The sequence below is a fragment of the Pseudomonas sp. P5_A2_2 genome (assembly GCF_054177685.1).
Genome location: NZ_JBGCUL010000056.1, coordinates 1 through 12,929, shown reverse-complemented (window position 1 = coordinate 12,929; position 12,929 = coordinate 1). Strand labels below are relative to the sequence as shown.

13 protein-coding genes and 1 pseudogene are annotated in these 12,929 nt (G+C 60.3%); 9 read left to right on the top strand and 5 right to left on the bottom strand.

The genetic code is table 11. The annotated features are described in order from the left end of the window. Positions 1-506, bottom strand: a 506-nt coding sequence (locus tag ACXRVY_RS07470) for a tRNA ligase subunit PheS family protein (protein ID WP_458237191.1), incomplete at its 3' end; no start/stop codon positions are given. A 248-nt stretch (positions 507-754) separates the two neighbouring features. Between ACXRVY_RS07470 and ACXRVY_RS07465 the strand changes: the two are divergent. From ACXRVY_RS07465 to ACXRVY_RS07450, 4 genes and pseudogenes are all read left to right on the top strand, one after another. Further along, positions 755-958: pseudogene (locus ACXRVY_RS07465) on the top strand (hypothetical protein); the annotation flags it as partial. Between the two features lie 252 nt (positions 959-1,210). Next, a complete protein-coding gene (locus ACXRVY_RS07460) occupies positions 1,211-1,702 on the top strand; it encodes a P-loop NTPase family protein (RefSeq protein WP_223460147.1) in 492 nt (163 codons plus the stop codon). A 206-nt stretch (positions 1,703-1,908) separates the two neighbouring features. Continuing rightward, a complete protein-coding gene (locus tag ACXRVY_RS07455; protein WP_218429407.1) occupies positions 1,909-2,163 on the top strand; it encodes a type II toxin-antitoxin system prevent-host-death family antitoxin in 255 nt (84 codons plus the stop codon). Beyond that, positions 2,160-2,414: a Txe/YoeB family addiction module toxin gene (locus ACXRVY_RS07450; protein ID WP_015093589.1), complete on the top strand. Its 255-nt coding sequence runs from the start codon at positions 2,160-2,162 to the stop codon at positions 2,412-2,414. The genes ACXRVY_RS07455 and ACXRVY_RS07450 overlap by 4 nt, the downstream gene beginning before the upstream one ends. A 14-nt stretch (positions 2,415-2,428) precedes the next feature. Here the strand turns inward: ACXRVY_RS07450 and ACXRVY_RS07445 are convergent, their stop codons facing one another. Continuing rightward, positions 2,429-3,604 (bottom strand): acetylornithine/succinylornithine family transaminase, encoded by a 1,176-nt coding sequence (locus tag ACXRVY_RS07445; RefSeq protein WP_458237190.1) that lies wholly within the window; start codon positions 3,602-3,604, stop codon positions 2,429-2,431. Positions 3,605-3,706: 102 nt separating this feature from the next. Between ACXRVY_RS07445 and ACXRVY_RS07440 the strand changes: the two genes are divergently transcribed. Continuing rightward, positions 3,707-4,624 carry a LysR family transcriptional regulator gene (locus ACXRVY_RS07440; protein WP_223460142.1) on the top strand — a complete coding sequence of 306 codons (918 nt, stop codon included), beginning with the start codon at positions 3,707-3,709 and terminating at the stop codon, positions 4,622-4,624. Positions 4,625-4,647: 23 nt separating this feature from the next. Here ACXRVY_RS07440 and msrA read toward each other — a convergent pair whose 3' ends face one another. From msrA to msrB, 3 genes are read right to left on the bottom strand one after another with little or no spacing between them, the layout of a single operon-like run. Further along, positions 4,648-5,355, bottom strand: a complete 708-nt coding sequence (gene msrA, locus ACXRVY_RS07435; RefSeq protein WP_223460140.1) for a peptide-methionine (S)-S-oxide reductase MsrA — start codon at positions 5,353-5,355, stop codon at positions 4,648-4,650. Positions 5,356-5,385: 30 nt separating this feature from the next. Next, on the bottom strand, positions 5,386-7,161 hold the full coding sequence (locus tag ACXRVY_RS07430; RefSeq protein WP_223460138.1) for a cytochrome c biogenesis protein DipZ: 1,776 nt from the start codon (positions 7,159-7,161) through the stop codon (positions 5,386-5,388). A gap of 33 nt (positions 7,162-7,194) precedes the next feature. Beyond that, a complete protein-coding gene (gene msrB / locus ACXRVY_RS07425) occupies positions 7,195-7,713 on the bottom strand; it encodes a peptide-methionine (R)-S-oxide reductase MsrB (RefSeq protein ID WP_223460136.1) in 519 nt (172 codons plus the stop codon). Positions 7,714-7,982: 269 nt separating this feature from the next. Here msrB and ACXRVY_RS07420 point away from each other — a divergent pair, with 269 nt between their 5' ends. The 4 genes from ACXRVY_RS07420 (at position 7,983) to ACXRVY_RS07405 (ending at position 12,857) form a co-directional block, all read left to right on the top strand. Further along, positions 7,983-8,702 (top strand): response regulator transcription factor, encoded by a 720-nt coding sequence (locus ACXRVY_RS07420; protein ID WP_008000098.1) that lies wholly within the window; start codon positions 7,983-7,985, stop codon positions 8,700-8,702. After that, on the top strand, positions 8,699-10,219 hold the full coding sequence (locus ACXRVY_RS07415; protein ID WP_223460134.1) for a sensor histidine kinase: 1,521 nt from the start codon (positions 8,699-8,701) through the stop codon (positions 10,217-10,219). The genes ACXRVY_RS07420 and ACXRVY_RS07415 overlap by 4 nt, the downstream gene beginning before the upstream one ends. 286 nt (positions 10,220-10,505) lie before the next feature. Then, entirely contained in the window at positions 10,506-11,210 is a 705-nt protein-coding gene (locus ACXRVY_RS07410) for a hypothetical protein (RefSeq protein ID WP_223460132.1), read from the top strand. A gap of 219 nt (positions 11,211-11,429) precedes the next feature. Continuing rightward, a complete protein-coding gene (locus ACXRVY_RS07405; protein WP_457266254.1) occupies positions 11,430-12,857 on the top strand; it encodes an aminotransferase-like domain-containing protein in 1,428 nt (475 codons plus the stop codon). Positions 12,858-12,929: the final 72 nt, after the last annotated feature.

Here is a 12,929-nt window from a genome sequence, read left to right as displayed (position 1 = left end):
GCGGATTTGAGGATATCGCCGACCAGGCAAAGCAAATGCTCATGCGTCGACAAATCAGGATCACCGAGCACCCAGATATCCATCTGATGCGGTTGCGCACAATGCCAACGATCCCGGCTGTCGCGACGAAAAGTGATACCAGGCGCGGCCAATAATATTGACTGCCCCGGTTGTCGTAGCTTGGCCGCTCGCTGAAGCGCAGACGGAATTTGGCTAGTGGTTTGCGTCCGTAACAGAGACCACTCGTCAACCCATCGTGTGTGTGCACTTCCAAGCGTAATCTCAGATGGGTCATAACCAAGCAATCCGTAGTTTTCTTCAGCGGAGACAATTCTCGGCCCCGTCTGCACTTGCGCTTGTGGCCAGCCTTTATCCGTTAACCCTTGAAGGACCTCCTTGAGTAATAATCGAATGGCGTGATCGGGTTCAGAAGGTTCTGTTAGATCCGCCAGTAACAAGGCTTGGTGTACGGACGTATCTGTCAGATATTTCTTTGATTCCTGCACTACACAACCCCTTATTAATAATTGAATGTAGGTCCCCCGTAAAAAGCCCCCCCATAGACCAAGCTAACGATTTCAGATCGTCCATCACAACCAAATTCGGTGAAACACTAAATTTTCAGAAGAGGACTACAGCCACCGCTCACACAAATAACCAAGGGCCTCTTACAAGACACATAACAAGCATAATTAATTCTAAGAAACTTAAAACCAACTGCGGTTGCAGGAGCTGAGTGCAATACGGTTATTGAATTGCAGCAGGGCCTAGAGACCTCAAGCTGACTGAGTTTGCTATTGGAGTAAACGACACAATCGCAAATAGCATTAACTACAAAATCAACTCTCAATTAAACGAAGGGATTAATGGCGTTCATATCGCAATTAGGGACGGTTCCTCTGGCTATCACATAGATTTCCTGAGCCCGGCAGTAAAGGTAAGCCCAACTCACAACTGAGCCAACCTGATCGCCCTCACTTCAACCTTCCACATCACGGCAATGTCTAAAAACTGACACTATAAAATGGCTTACAGTAATGATGAGCAGTGACGCACGGCAAGTTACCGATGGACCTCAAGGCGCACAGGCCGGCGGATTCTGGTGTACCTGTAGGCTTGTCTGCGATAAGACCAGCACATCCAGCATCAATGCTGACTGAAGCACCGCTTTCGCGAGCAGGTTCACACCCACAATTGATCGGTGTCTCTCATGGACCTCACCCGAACTCTGATCATCGGTAATTCCGGTTCCGGCAAGAGCTGGCTGGCGCAGCGGCTGGCCGAGCAACTGCGTGTGCCCTGGACCGATCTTGACAGGATCCACTGGCTATCCGACGAACACAGCATCGCCCGCCCCCGAAATGAAGCATTGACCATGGCGCGGATCGCAGCCGAACAAGAGCGCTGGGTGATCGAAGGCGTGTATGGCTGGATCGCCTGCGAACTCCTGCCACAGGTGACTACGCTGATCTGGCTGAGCGTCGGGGACGAGGATTGCGTGGCCAACATTCGACAACGCGAGGCCGGGCGCAATGAGCAGGACCTGTTGCTGATCGCCTTGCTGGAGTGGGCGGGCAGTTATCGCCAGCGGCAGGGGTCAAGTGGGTTTGCGGCGCATCAACGACTGTTCGAGGAGTTTTGCGGTGCGAAAATCCGTCTGCGGGATCGGAAGGAGATCGCGGCGCTGGTTCATCACTCGTAAATTTTCGCAGCTGTGGTCTGACAATCCTGATGGATGGCGTGTAGCTCAGAATGGGATTACATCAGTCACGGAAACGTCCTGAGGAACATTCGGCGATACTCGATACAAGCGTGGATGCACTTTCCACGTAACAACCACTCGTAGGTATCGCCTTGCCAACATGTACTCATTTCTGTACGTTCTCTGCATCAAGCGAGGACAATCACATGGAAACCATCAACTACACCAACGCTCGGGCACACCTGGCGCAAACCATGGACCGGGTGAATGAAGATCGCGCCCCGCTACTGGTAACGCGTCAGAAAGGCGAGCCGGTGGTGATGATGTCATTGGCCGAATACAACGCTCTCGAAGAGACGGCGTACCTGCTCCGCTCCCCCGCCAATGCCGAACGCCTGATCAAGTCCATCGCCAACCTGCGAGCGGGCAAAACCAAAACCAGGCAACTGATTGAAGAATGAATATCGARTTCACCCCTGAAGCCTGGGACGATTATCTCTGGTTCCAGCAGAACGATAAGGCAGGGCTCAAACGTATCAATCTGTTGATCAAAGCTATTCAGCGTGAGCCTTTCGACGGCCTGGGAAAACCCGAACCGCTCAAGCATAACTTGAGCGGATTCTGGTCACGCCGGATTACGGCTGAGCATCGTCTGGTCTACGCCGTTGAAGACGGCGAAATACGCGTCGTGATGTGCAGATACCATTATTGAGATTGAGCAGAGCCTCAGCCCACTTTCACCACCCGACTCACCCCTCTGACAATCATCTCCACCTCCCGCTCATCAATGGTCAGCGGCGGTAGCAGGCGAATGGTTTTGCCCCGCGTGACGTTGATCAGCAAGCCGTGATCCCGGGCGGCGATCAGGCTCAGGTCGCGGATCGGTTGCTTGAGTTCGATGCCGATCATCAGGCCCAGGCCGCGGATTTGTGAGACGTTCGGGTTGCCCGCCAATTCTGTGCGCAATCTTTCGAGCAGACGTTCCCCCTGAAGCCGGGCGTTTTCCAGCAGCCCTTGTTCTTCAACGATATCCAGCACGGTGCAACCGACCCGGCAGGCCAACGGGTTACCGCCGAAGGTGCTGCCGTGGCTGCCCGGCGTGAAGAGTTCGGCCGCCTTGCCACGGGCCAGGCATGCGCCGATGGGCACGCCGTTGCCCAGGCCTTTGGCCAGGGTCATGACGTCCGGGACGATGCCTTCGTGCTGGAATGCGAACCACTGGCCGGTGCGGCCGATGCCGGTCTGGATTTCATCGAGCATCATCAGCCATGAGCGCCGGTTGCACAGTTCGCGCACCGCCTTGAGGTAGCCCGGTGGCGCCAGTTGCACGCCGCTTTCGCCCTGGATCGGCTCCATCAGGATCGCCACGATCCGCGAACCATGGGCCTGATGCACCTTGTCCAGCGCGTCGAGGTCGCCAAATGGCACTTTGACGAAATCCCCCGGCAGCTTGTTGAAACCCAAGCGCACCGCCGGGCCGTCGCTGGCCGACAAGGTGCCAAGGGTGCGGCCATGGAACGCGTTCTCCATGACCACCACCAGCGGCTGCTCGACGCCCTTGTGCCAGCCATGCAGCCGGGCGATTTTCAGTGCGGTTTCGTTGGCTTCGGCACCGGAATTGTTGAAAAACGCCCGGTCCATGCCCGCCAGCCGCGTCAGTTTCTGCGCCAGCCGTTGTTGCCAGTCGATGCTGTAGAGGTTCGACGTGTGCAGCAGCAACCCGGCCTGCTCAGTCATGGCGGCGACGATTTTCGGGTGGGAGTGGCCGACGTTGGTCACCGCCACGCCGGCGACCGCATCCAGGTATTCGCGACCGGCCTGATCCCACAGGCGAGTGCCCAGGCCCTTGTTGAAACTCAAGGCCAAGGGTTGGTAAGTGCTCATCAGGCAGGCGGCGGTCATGACATCAAGCTCCAGCAAGGGTCGGTGTTTTTGCAGTATGGTTAGCCACCAGAGCTGGATAAACACCGTAAAACTTCAATCATTTAAAAGCAGAGCTTGATAATGGATTTGTTCCAGGCAATGACCGTCTACGTCAAAGTGGTAGAGACCGGCAGCATGACCGCCGCCGCTTTGCAGTGCGAAATGTCCACGACCATGGTCGGCAATCACCTCAAGGCCCTGGAGCAACGGCTGGGTGTACGCCTGCTCAACCGCACGACGCGACGCCAGCGGCTGACCGAGTTCGGCGCCGCGTATTACCAGCGCTGTCTGGATGTGTTGGGGTTGGTGGCCGATTCCGAGCGCCTGGCCGAGCAGGCGCTGGACGAACCGAGCGGCATCTTGCGCATCACCGCGCCCTTGACCTTCGGTACCGAGCGCCTGGCGCCGGCACTGAGCGAGTTCAGCCGGCAAAACCCACGGGTGAAACTCGACGTGGTACTGACCAACCGACGCCCGGATCTGTTGGAAAACGGTCTGGACGTAGCGTTTCGCCTCGGCGCGCTGGAACCCTCCAGCCTGATCGCCCGCCCGCTGATCGACTACACGCTGACCATGTGCGCATCACCGGAGTACCTCGCCCGGCGCGGCACACCGCAGACACCTGAAGACCTGCGCCACCATGACTGCCTGTCCTTTGCCTATCCGGCCGGGGATGACTGGCAATCGGTGCAAAAGGAATGGCGCCTGGCCGGTCCCGAGGGCGAAGTCAGCGTGGGGGTCAGCGGGCCGATGCTGATCAACAGTTCGGCCGGACTGCATCAGGCAGCACGAACCGGCATGGGCATCGTGATGATGCCCGACGCCTTGGTCGAGCAGGACCTCAAGGACGGAAAGCTATTGGCCTTGATGCCCGACTACTGCCCGCCCAGCCGGCCGATGCACCTGGTCTATGCCCAGGATCGCCACCGTTTGCCGAAACTGCGGCGTTTCGTCGAATTCGCGGTACAGAGGTGGGGCAAGCACTCGTCGGCCGAATAGAACATGCAGTCGCTGATCGCCATTTACATCCCCGCCTTCACCAGCACCGGTTGTTCCTGATAACGATTGGGGTACAGCTGCTTCAACTGCGCGACCTTCGGTAAGTCATTGATCACGATGTACGGATAGGTCGGATGCTCGGTCAGGAAATCCTGATGTTCCTCCTCCGCCGGGTAGAAACCGTTGAAGGTTTCAAGCTTGGTGACGATCGGCTTGTTGAAGGCATGGGCGGCGTCGAGCTGGGTGATGTAGGCCTGTGCGACCCGTTGCTGCTCGGCACTTTTGGTAAAGATCGCCGAGCGATACTGGGTGCCGCTGTCCGGCCCCTGGCGGTTGAGTTCGGTCGGGTTGTGCGCCACCGAAAAGTAGATCTGCAGCAAGGTGCCATAGCTGACCTGAGCGGGATCGAAAGTGACTTCGACCGATTCCGCATGGCCGGTATTGCCGTTGCTGACGCGCTCATATTGCGCGGTATTGGCCGCCCCGCCCGCGTAGCCAGAGACGGCGTTCTTCACGCCTTTGACATGCTGGAACACCCCTTGGACGCCCCAGAAGCAGCCGCCGGCAAACACCGCGGTTTCGCTGCGGGCCTGGGTGGTTTCGTCGAGGGCCGGCGGTGGAATGATTACCGCCTCTTCGGCACCACCGAAGGAGAAGGCCGAGCATTGGCTGATGATGCCGGCAGCTGCCAGCCCCAACAGGGTACGGCGCCAGGTAAAGAGGGTTTTCATGGGGCGAACTCCTGAAGCGTTGGAAAGTAATCAGCCGAAGGTGAAGGCGTAAGCCGACGCGCCCGGATCAAGAAACTCGATGCTGAAGGTCCGGTCGGTCACGCCGCCGCTCTGGCGCACCAGTTGATACAAGCGCTGGTCGATCACGGTGCCGCTGCCGTCGGGGGCCACGTCCATGCCGTGGTCGTCGCCCGGCGCCTTGCCGTCGATCAGCACCTTGAAGCGCACCGGTTTGCCATCGGCGCCAGGGCCGAGCACCAAATGCAAATCACGGGCGTGGAAGCGATAGACGATGCGGCTGGCCGGTGCGCTGGCGGTGGCCCGTTCCGAGCCGACATGCCATTGGCCACCCAGGCTCCAGTCGTTGAGGGCCAGTTGCGCCGGCGGGTTGTAGGCCGCCACTTTGTCCGGCACCAGCGCGGTTTCCGGCACGAAGTGCTCGGCACGCTGATAGCCGACATAGGTTTCCGGCGACTGCACTTCGTTGTTGTCCGGGGCCATTTGCACGCCATCGGCCTTGGCGTTGATCAGCCCGTCGGCGACCTTGGTCGAACCGGCCTCACGCAGCAATTGCTGGATGACTCGCTCCGACTCGGCGTACGCGCCTTCGCCGAAGTGGTGATAACGAATGCGTCCCTGGGCGTCGGCAAAGTAATGCGCTGGCCAGTACTCGTTGTCGAAGGCGCGCCAGATCTTGAATTCGTTATCGATGGCCACCGGGTAGGTGATGCCCAGGTCTTTCATAGCCTTGGTGACGTTGCTGACGTCGCGTTCGAAGGCAAACTCCGGCGCATGCACGCCGATCACCACCAGGCCCTGATCGCGATATTTTTCGGCCCAGGCTTTGACATAGGGTAGCGAACGCAGGCAGTTGATGCAGGAGTAGGTCCAGAAATCCACCAGCACGACCTTGCCTTTCAATGCCTGGGCATCGAGGGGTGGCGAGTTGAGCCATTGCACGGCACCCTCCAGCGACGGCAGATTGCCTTCGACCGGCAAGGTGCCCGTGGATTTCTCGGTCACTTGCACCGCGCCCCCGGAGGTCGTGTTCTGCGCCATTATCGCCCCACTGTTACGCGGTAACTTGCCGGAAAGTTTCTCCACCAACGCTTGCTCGATACCACCGGTCGAAGCCGTGGAAAACCGCGCCAGAACCCCCGTATCCAGGCCCAGGGCAATCGCCGCCACACCGGCCAGCATTGCAGCGCCCAGACCGCGACGCAGCCATTCGCCAGCGCCAATGGAGCGCTTCATCGCGGTGAAGACTCTGCCGCCCAGCAACAAGGCCAACGCGAGGGAAGTCGCGGCACCCGCTGCATAAGCCAACAACAAAAAGGTGGTTTGAATGCTCGCACCTTGCAGTGCCGCACCGGTCAGCAGCAGGCCCAGGATCGGTCCGGCACACGGCGCCCATAACAGGCCCGTGGCAACACCGATCAGAAACGAAGCGCCAGGACGTGGCCGCGCATCGGCGCCCGCCGCCTCCGACAAACGACTGCCCGCCGCCACCAATGGTCGAGTCAGGCGCTCAGCCAATTGTGGCAGCAACAACGTCAGACCGAACAACGCCACGAAAACCAACGCCAGCCAGCGCCCATACTGGTTGAGCTGCACCACCCAGCCACCGCCCACCGCCGCCAACGTGGCGACCAGCGCGAACGTCAGCGCCATCCCCACCAGCAGCGGCAATCCGCTTTTGACGAAGGGTTGCCCGGTGCGGGCGAAGACAAACGGCAGCACCGGCAGAATGCACGGGCTGACAATCGTCAGCACACCACCGAGATAAGCGAGGACCAGCAGCCACATGGCGATTACCTGCAAAAAGTGAGTGGAATGGAATCACACCGTCTTCGGCACGAACTTCATCGCCAGGCCGTTCATGCAGTAACGCAGGCCGGTGGGTTTCGGGCCGTCGTCGAAGACATGGCCCAGATGCCCGCCACAGCGCCGGCAGTGAACCTCTTCGCGGACCATGCCGAACGCACGGTCCTGGCGGGTCGCCACGGCCTTGTCCAGCGGCGCCCAGAAACTCGGCCAACCGGTGCGGCTGTCGAACTTGGTGGCCGAGGAAAACAACGGCAGGTCGCAACCGGCACAGGTGAAGGTGCCGTCGCGGTGCTCGTTGTTCAGCGGGCTGCTGTAGGCCCGTTCGGTGCCCTCTTCGCGCAGGATGTCGTACTGCTCATCGCTGAGGATGGCGTGCCATTCTTTGTCACTGTGGGTCACTTCGAATGCCTCCGCGGCGCTGGCCTCACTGATCAAAGCCGCGCCTGTGGAAAACTTCGGCAACAGGCCGATCGCCAGGGCCGTCATCCCCAGCCCGCCGCTCGCTACAAGAAATTGCCGTCGTGAAAACATGCTCGTCTCCCAAAAATCCAGGGGTGTTTCATGGAACACAGCCTAGGCTTTGGGTGATCGCCAAATCCTCACGGGAAGTTAAACAATTCGTGATAACTCGGACCCCAAAAAAACCGCACAATGCCTGTGCAAATGTAGGAGCGAGCCTGCTCGCGATGGCGGTGTGTCAGCCTCCATGAATATTGGGTGTGGATCCGCTATCGCGAGCAGGCTCGCTCCTACAGTGGCATTTCGCACAATGCGCCCATTGCACCGAAGGATTGAGCTGGATGGAACAGACCAAACGCGTCCTGGTGGTCGAGGACGATATGCATATCGCCGACCTGATCTGCCTGCACCTGCGTGATGAGCAGTTCGAGGTTGTGCACAGCGCCGATGGCGATGAAGGCATGCGCCTGCTGCAACAGGGCAACTGGGACGCACTGGTCCTCGACCTGATGCTGCCTGGAGTCGACGGCCTGGAAATCTGCCGCCGCGCCCGCGCCATGGCGCGCTACACGCCGATCATCATCACCAGCGCGCGCTCCAGCGAGGTGCACCGGATTCTCGGCCTGGAACTGGGTGCCGATGATTATCTGGCCAAGCCCTTTTCCATGCTCGAACTGGTGGCCCGGGTCAAGGCGCTGCTGCGCCGGGTCGATGCCATGGCGCGCAACCTGAAGATGGATGCCGGCAGCCTGCTCACCGACGGCCTGGCCATCGACCCGATCACCCGCGAAGTGTCCCTCGACGGACGGCGCCTGGACCTCACACCCCGGGAGTTCGACTTGCTGTACTTCTTCGCCCGCCAGCCCGGCAAGGTGTTTTCGCGCATGGACCTGCTCAATGCCGTTTGGGGCTACAGCCACGAAGGCTACGAGCACACGGTCAACACCCACATCAACCGCCTGCGCGCCAAGATCGAGGCCGACCCCGCGCAACCGGTGCGCATCCTTACGGTCTGGGGCCGTGGCTACAAATTCGCCACCGGTGAGGAGCCGCAGCCATGAGGCTGACCCTGACGCAACGCCTGTCCCTGGTGTTCGCCGTACTGCTGCTGGTGTGCTGCGGCACCTCGGCATGGCTGCAGGTGCGCTCCAACCAGATGCACGAGCAGGAAGTGGTGCAAGGCTTGTCCCGGGACCTGGCGCAGCACATCGCCAGTGACACGGTGCTGATGGACACCCAGGGCCTGATGCCCAATGCCGTGCGCGATCTGTTCAGCAAACTGATGCAGGTGAACCCCAGCGTCGAGGTGTACCTGCTCGACTCCGCAGGCAAGATTGTCGGCAGCGCCGCGCCCGAAGGCCGGATCCGTCGCGAACGGGTCGACCTGGCGCCGATCCAGCGCCTGCTGCGGGGCGATGCTCTGCCCATCCTCGGCGACGACCCGCGCAGCGTCGATGCACGCAAGGTGTTCAGCGCTGCACCGCTGAAGGTTGATGGCAAGCCGGCCGGTTATCTCTACGTGGTTTTGCTCGGTGAGGATCACGACCGCCTGGCCGAACGCGGTGCGACCAGCGCGGCGCTCAACACAGCGCTGTTGTCCATCGGACTGGTGGCGCTGTTGTGCCTGATTGCCGGTCTCACCGCGTTTGCCCTGATTACCCGGCCGTTGCGCCGCCTGACCGAAACCGTCAGCCAGTTCGACATCGATGGCGTGCCGGTCACACCGGCCCTGCCCGTCGCGGTGGAAAAAGCCGCCAGCCACGATGAAATCGCCGTGCTCGATGCGGCGTTCCGGCAGATGCAGGCACGCCTGGGCGAACAATGGCGCTCGTTGACCCGCCAGGATCAGGAGCGCCGCGAACTGGTGGCGAACATCTCCCACGACTTGCGCACGCCGCTGGCCTCGTTGCACGGTTATCTGGAAACCCTGTCGCTCAAGGACGCAACCCTGTCCCCCGCCGACCGCCGTCGCTATCTTGGCATCGCGCTGGATCAGAGCCGCAAGGTCGGTGGGCTGGCGCAGTCACTGCTGGAACTGGTGCGCCTGGAGCACGGCTTCGTGCAGCCAGTGCTGGAACGTTTTTCCCTGACCGACCTGGCCCAGGACATCTTCCAGAAATTCGAACTCACCGCCGAAGCGCGCAAAGTCGAACTCAAGGCCACGTTCGCGCCGAATGCCTCGGCGGCCTGTGCGGATCTGGGCTTGATCGAGCGGGTGCTGACCAACCTGTTCGACAATGCCCTGCGCCATACCCCGTCCGGTGGCGAGGTCGAACTGGGCCTGCGCCCGCAAGGGTCATACATCGAAGTCACAGTCAGCGATACCGGCCCCGGCATCGCCCCGGAACTGCGCGAAGGGTTGTTCCTGCGGCCGTTCAATATCGGCGGCGCACGGCGTGATGGCGGGCTGGGGCTGCGGATCGTGCATCGCATCCTGCAACTGCATGGGCGTGAGATTCAGCTGATCGATGTGCCGGGGCGGGGTGCGACGTTTCGTTTTTCATTGCCGATCGATGAGGAGACGGCGACTGCGTTGGCGGAGCGGTCGATGAACCTCAATACACCGCGGCAGGCCTGACGGACTGTGCTGTCTTTCAGTGCCCCATCGCGAGCAAGCTCGCTCCCACAGTATTTTTGGTTGTTCGCAGACCTCCTGTACACCCAAAAAACCTGTGGGAGCGAGCTTGCTCGCGATGACGTCAGCCAATACAACAAAGTTTTTCGATCAGTCGCGACTCCTGCGAAATCGCCCGTTGGCCTGTTGGGTCGTGACAACGCCGCCCCGGTCCAATAGATTAGTCGGCCCGAAAAAGCCCCCGGGCTTTCTCGCCCCTATTCAAGTTCAAAGAAGTAGTGAAATTTCAATGTCCGATTCCAACACCGCTGAATCCGTAGTCACCCTGTCGTCCAAAGCGGAATACGAAAACTCCATCAATCTTTCACAGCACGTGCCCCAGGCCAAGACCATCAGCGAGATGGTGCTGGACGCTTTCCAGTCCACCCGCGAAAGCGACCAGATCCGCGAACTGCGCGCCGCGATCCGCCAGGCCCACGACAGCTTCGACGATGACAAAGCCTACGAACTGATGGGCGAACTCAAGCAGCTCAAGGACGCCGAGGCCGCCGACATCGCCGCCCTCGAAGACCTGAGCAGCAAATTCCCGATCAGCCGCATCCTGTCCAGCTTCAAGGACGACCCGGCGTTCCAGGAAATCGTCTACGGCCTGGCCCTGAAGGTGCTGAACCAGACGCACCAGGCCATCAGCAACCCGAGCGGCGGCAAGAGCAAAGCCGCCAAGGCCAAGAAAGAAATCGAAGTATTCACCATCAGCAAGGACGGCATCAGCGTCACCTTGCCGTTGCGCACCCCGCGCTCGCGCCTGAACGTCGACCGTGAAGCTCTGGAATTCCTCGGTTTCACCTTCGTTGGCGAAGGCGAGGAAGCGGAGCTGGAAAGCGAGACATTCCTGGACAACAGCGGCGCCGAGCAGGCCGTCAACCGCAAGAACATCATCACCGCCCTGCAACAGCAAACGGCGTTCGACGGCTATAGCATCGCCGCGCAGTAAGGCGCCCCTCGCCACAAGGTCCTCAGCGACTGACTCAAGAGCCCCGCCATCAGTGCGGGGCTTTTTATTGCCCGTGATTCGGGCAAAACCGCGATTACTCTTCCAGTATCGACGCCAGAACCACACTTCCCTTCACCCATGAGCACCACGGGTCCGCCAGCGGGGAGCGTCAACTCACTTTCCAGCCCAGACCTCGGTGGTGCAACTGCTGAGGTCATCATGAACACGCCCCCCTTGTATCGCCAATTGGCCAACCACTACCTGGACGCTATCCGCAGCGGCACCTTGAAAGCCGGCGAGCGCTTGCCCTCGATCCGGTTGATGATGGAAAAACACGCCGTCAGCCTGTCGACCGCCGTGCAGGTGTGCCGCGAGCTGGAAGACTACGGTGTGCTGGAAGCCCGGCCGCGCTCCGGCAACTACATTCGTCAGCCCGACACCGTGCCCAGGCTCGCCCCGATTGCCCTGGCGCCAACGCTGGATACCAGCATCTATGTCGGCATCCATGAACAGGTCTCAGCGGTGCTCAAGGCCAGTCAGCGCGCATCGATCAAGATCAATTTCGCCAGCGCCTATTGCGCGCCCGAGCTGTATCCGCTGAAAACCTTGCAAGACAACATGATCAGATCACTGCGCTTGGACCCCTGCCTGCTCGGCGTCGCGGGCGGCGCCTGCGGCAACAGCGCATTGCGCAACATCCTGGCCCGTCGGGCACTTGCCAGCAGGACCCACCTGGACCCCGAGCGGATCGTGATCACCAACGGCGCCACCGAAGCGATCAATCTGGCCTTACGCGCGGTCACCCGCCCCGGCGACACCGTGGCCGTGGAGTCGCCGACGTTCTACGGTCTGCTGCAAATTCTCGAAAGCCTGAACCTGCGGGTGCTGGAGGTCCCGGCCTCGGCCCACACCGGGCTCAATCTGGCGGCCCTGCAATTGCTGCTGCAAGGCCCCGAGCGGATCAAGGCATTGATCGTCATTCCCAACCTGCAAAACCCGTTGGGCAGCATCATGCCCGACGCCAACAAGGCACGGCTGGTGAAACTGTGTGCCGAGCACAACACCGTGCTGATCGAGGACGACACCTACGGCGACCTGGTGGACAGCGAGCAGCCGCTGTCCACGCTCAAACATTGGGACCGCACCGACAACGTGATCTATTGCGCTTCGCTGAACAAAACCCTGGCACCGGGCATGCGCCTGGGCTGGATCAGCGCCGGCAAATGGCATGACCGCGTGGAGATGCTCAAGCATGCGCAGTCGCGGGGGTGCGAGGTGTTATCGCAATTGGCGGTCAGCGAATTCATGCGCACACCGTCCTACGAACGTTACCTGCGGCGTTTGAGAAAAACCCTGACCCAACAACGTCAACAGATGAGTGAGGCGATTACTCGCTACTTCCCCCTCGGCACCCACGTGACCACTCCCCAGGGCGGCACGTTGTTATGGGTTGAACTGCCTCGCCGGCATTCGTCCATCACGCTTTTTCATGATGCGTTGAACGTCGGTATCCAGATTTCGCCTGGGGATATCTTTTCCAATGCCAGGCGTTTCGATCACTTTGTGCGAATTGGCTGTGGCGCGCCGTATTCGCCGCGGATTGATGAGGCACTGCAGACCCTGGGGCGCTTGCTACATCAGGGTTGAACGCGATCCTGTGGGAGCGAGCTTGCTCGCGATGGCGGTTTGTCAGACACATCAATGCTGGATGTGCTGCCC

Bases quoted from the DNA above. Each gene is read 5' to 3' on its own strand.
- ACXRVY_RS07445 (WP_458237190.1), bottom strand. From the start codon at position 3,604: ATGACCGCCGCCTGCCTGATGAGCACTTACCAACCCTTGGCCTTGAGT.
- ACXRVY_RS07455 (WP_218429407.1), top strand. From the start codon at position 1,909: ATGGAAACCATCAACTACACCAACGCTCGGGCACACCTGGCGCAAACC.
- ACXRVY_RS07460 (WP_223460147.1), top strand. From the start codon at position 1,211: ATGGACCTCACCCGAACTCTGATCATCGGTAATTCCGGTTCCGGCAAG.
- ACXRVY_RS07405 (WP_457266254.1), top strand. From the start codon at position 11,430: ATGAACACGCCCCCCTTGTATCGCCAATTGGCCAACCACTACCTGGAC.
- ACXRVY_RS07410 (WP_223460132.1), top strand. From the start codon at position 10,506: ATGTCCGATTCCAACACCGCTGAATCCGTAGTCACCCTGTCGTCCAAA.
- ACXRVY_RS07415 (WP_223460134.1), top strand. From the start codon at position 8,699: ATGAGGCTGACCCTGACGCAACGCCTGTCCCTGGTGTTCGCCGTACTG.
- ACXRVY_RS07440 (WP_223460142.1), top strand. From the start codon at position 3,707: ATGGATTTGTTCCAGGCAATGACCGTCTACGTCAAAGTGGTAGAGACC.
- msrB (WP_223460136.1), bottom strand. From the start codon at position 7,713: ATGTTTTCACGACGGCAATTTCTTGTAGCGAGCGGCGGGCTGGGGATG.
- ACXRVY_RS07420 (WP_008000098.1), top strand. From the start codon at position 7,983: ATGGAACAGACCAAACGCGTCCTGGTGGTCGAGGACGATATGCATATC.
- msrA (WP_223460140.1), bottom strand. From the start codon at position 5,355: ATGAAAACCCTCTTTACCTGGCGCCGTACCCTGTTGGGGCTGGCAGCT.
- ACXRVY_RS07430 (WP_223460138.1), bottom strand. From the start codon at position 7,161: ATGTGGCTGCTGGTCCTCGCTTATCTCGGTGGTGTGCTGACGATTGTC.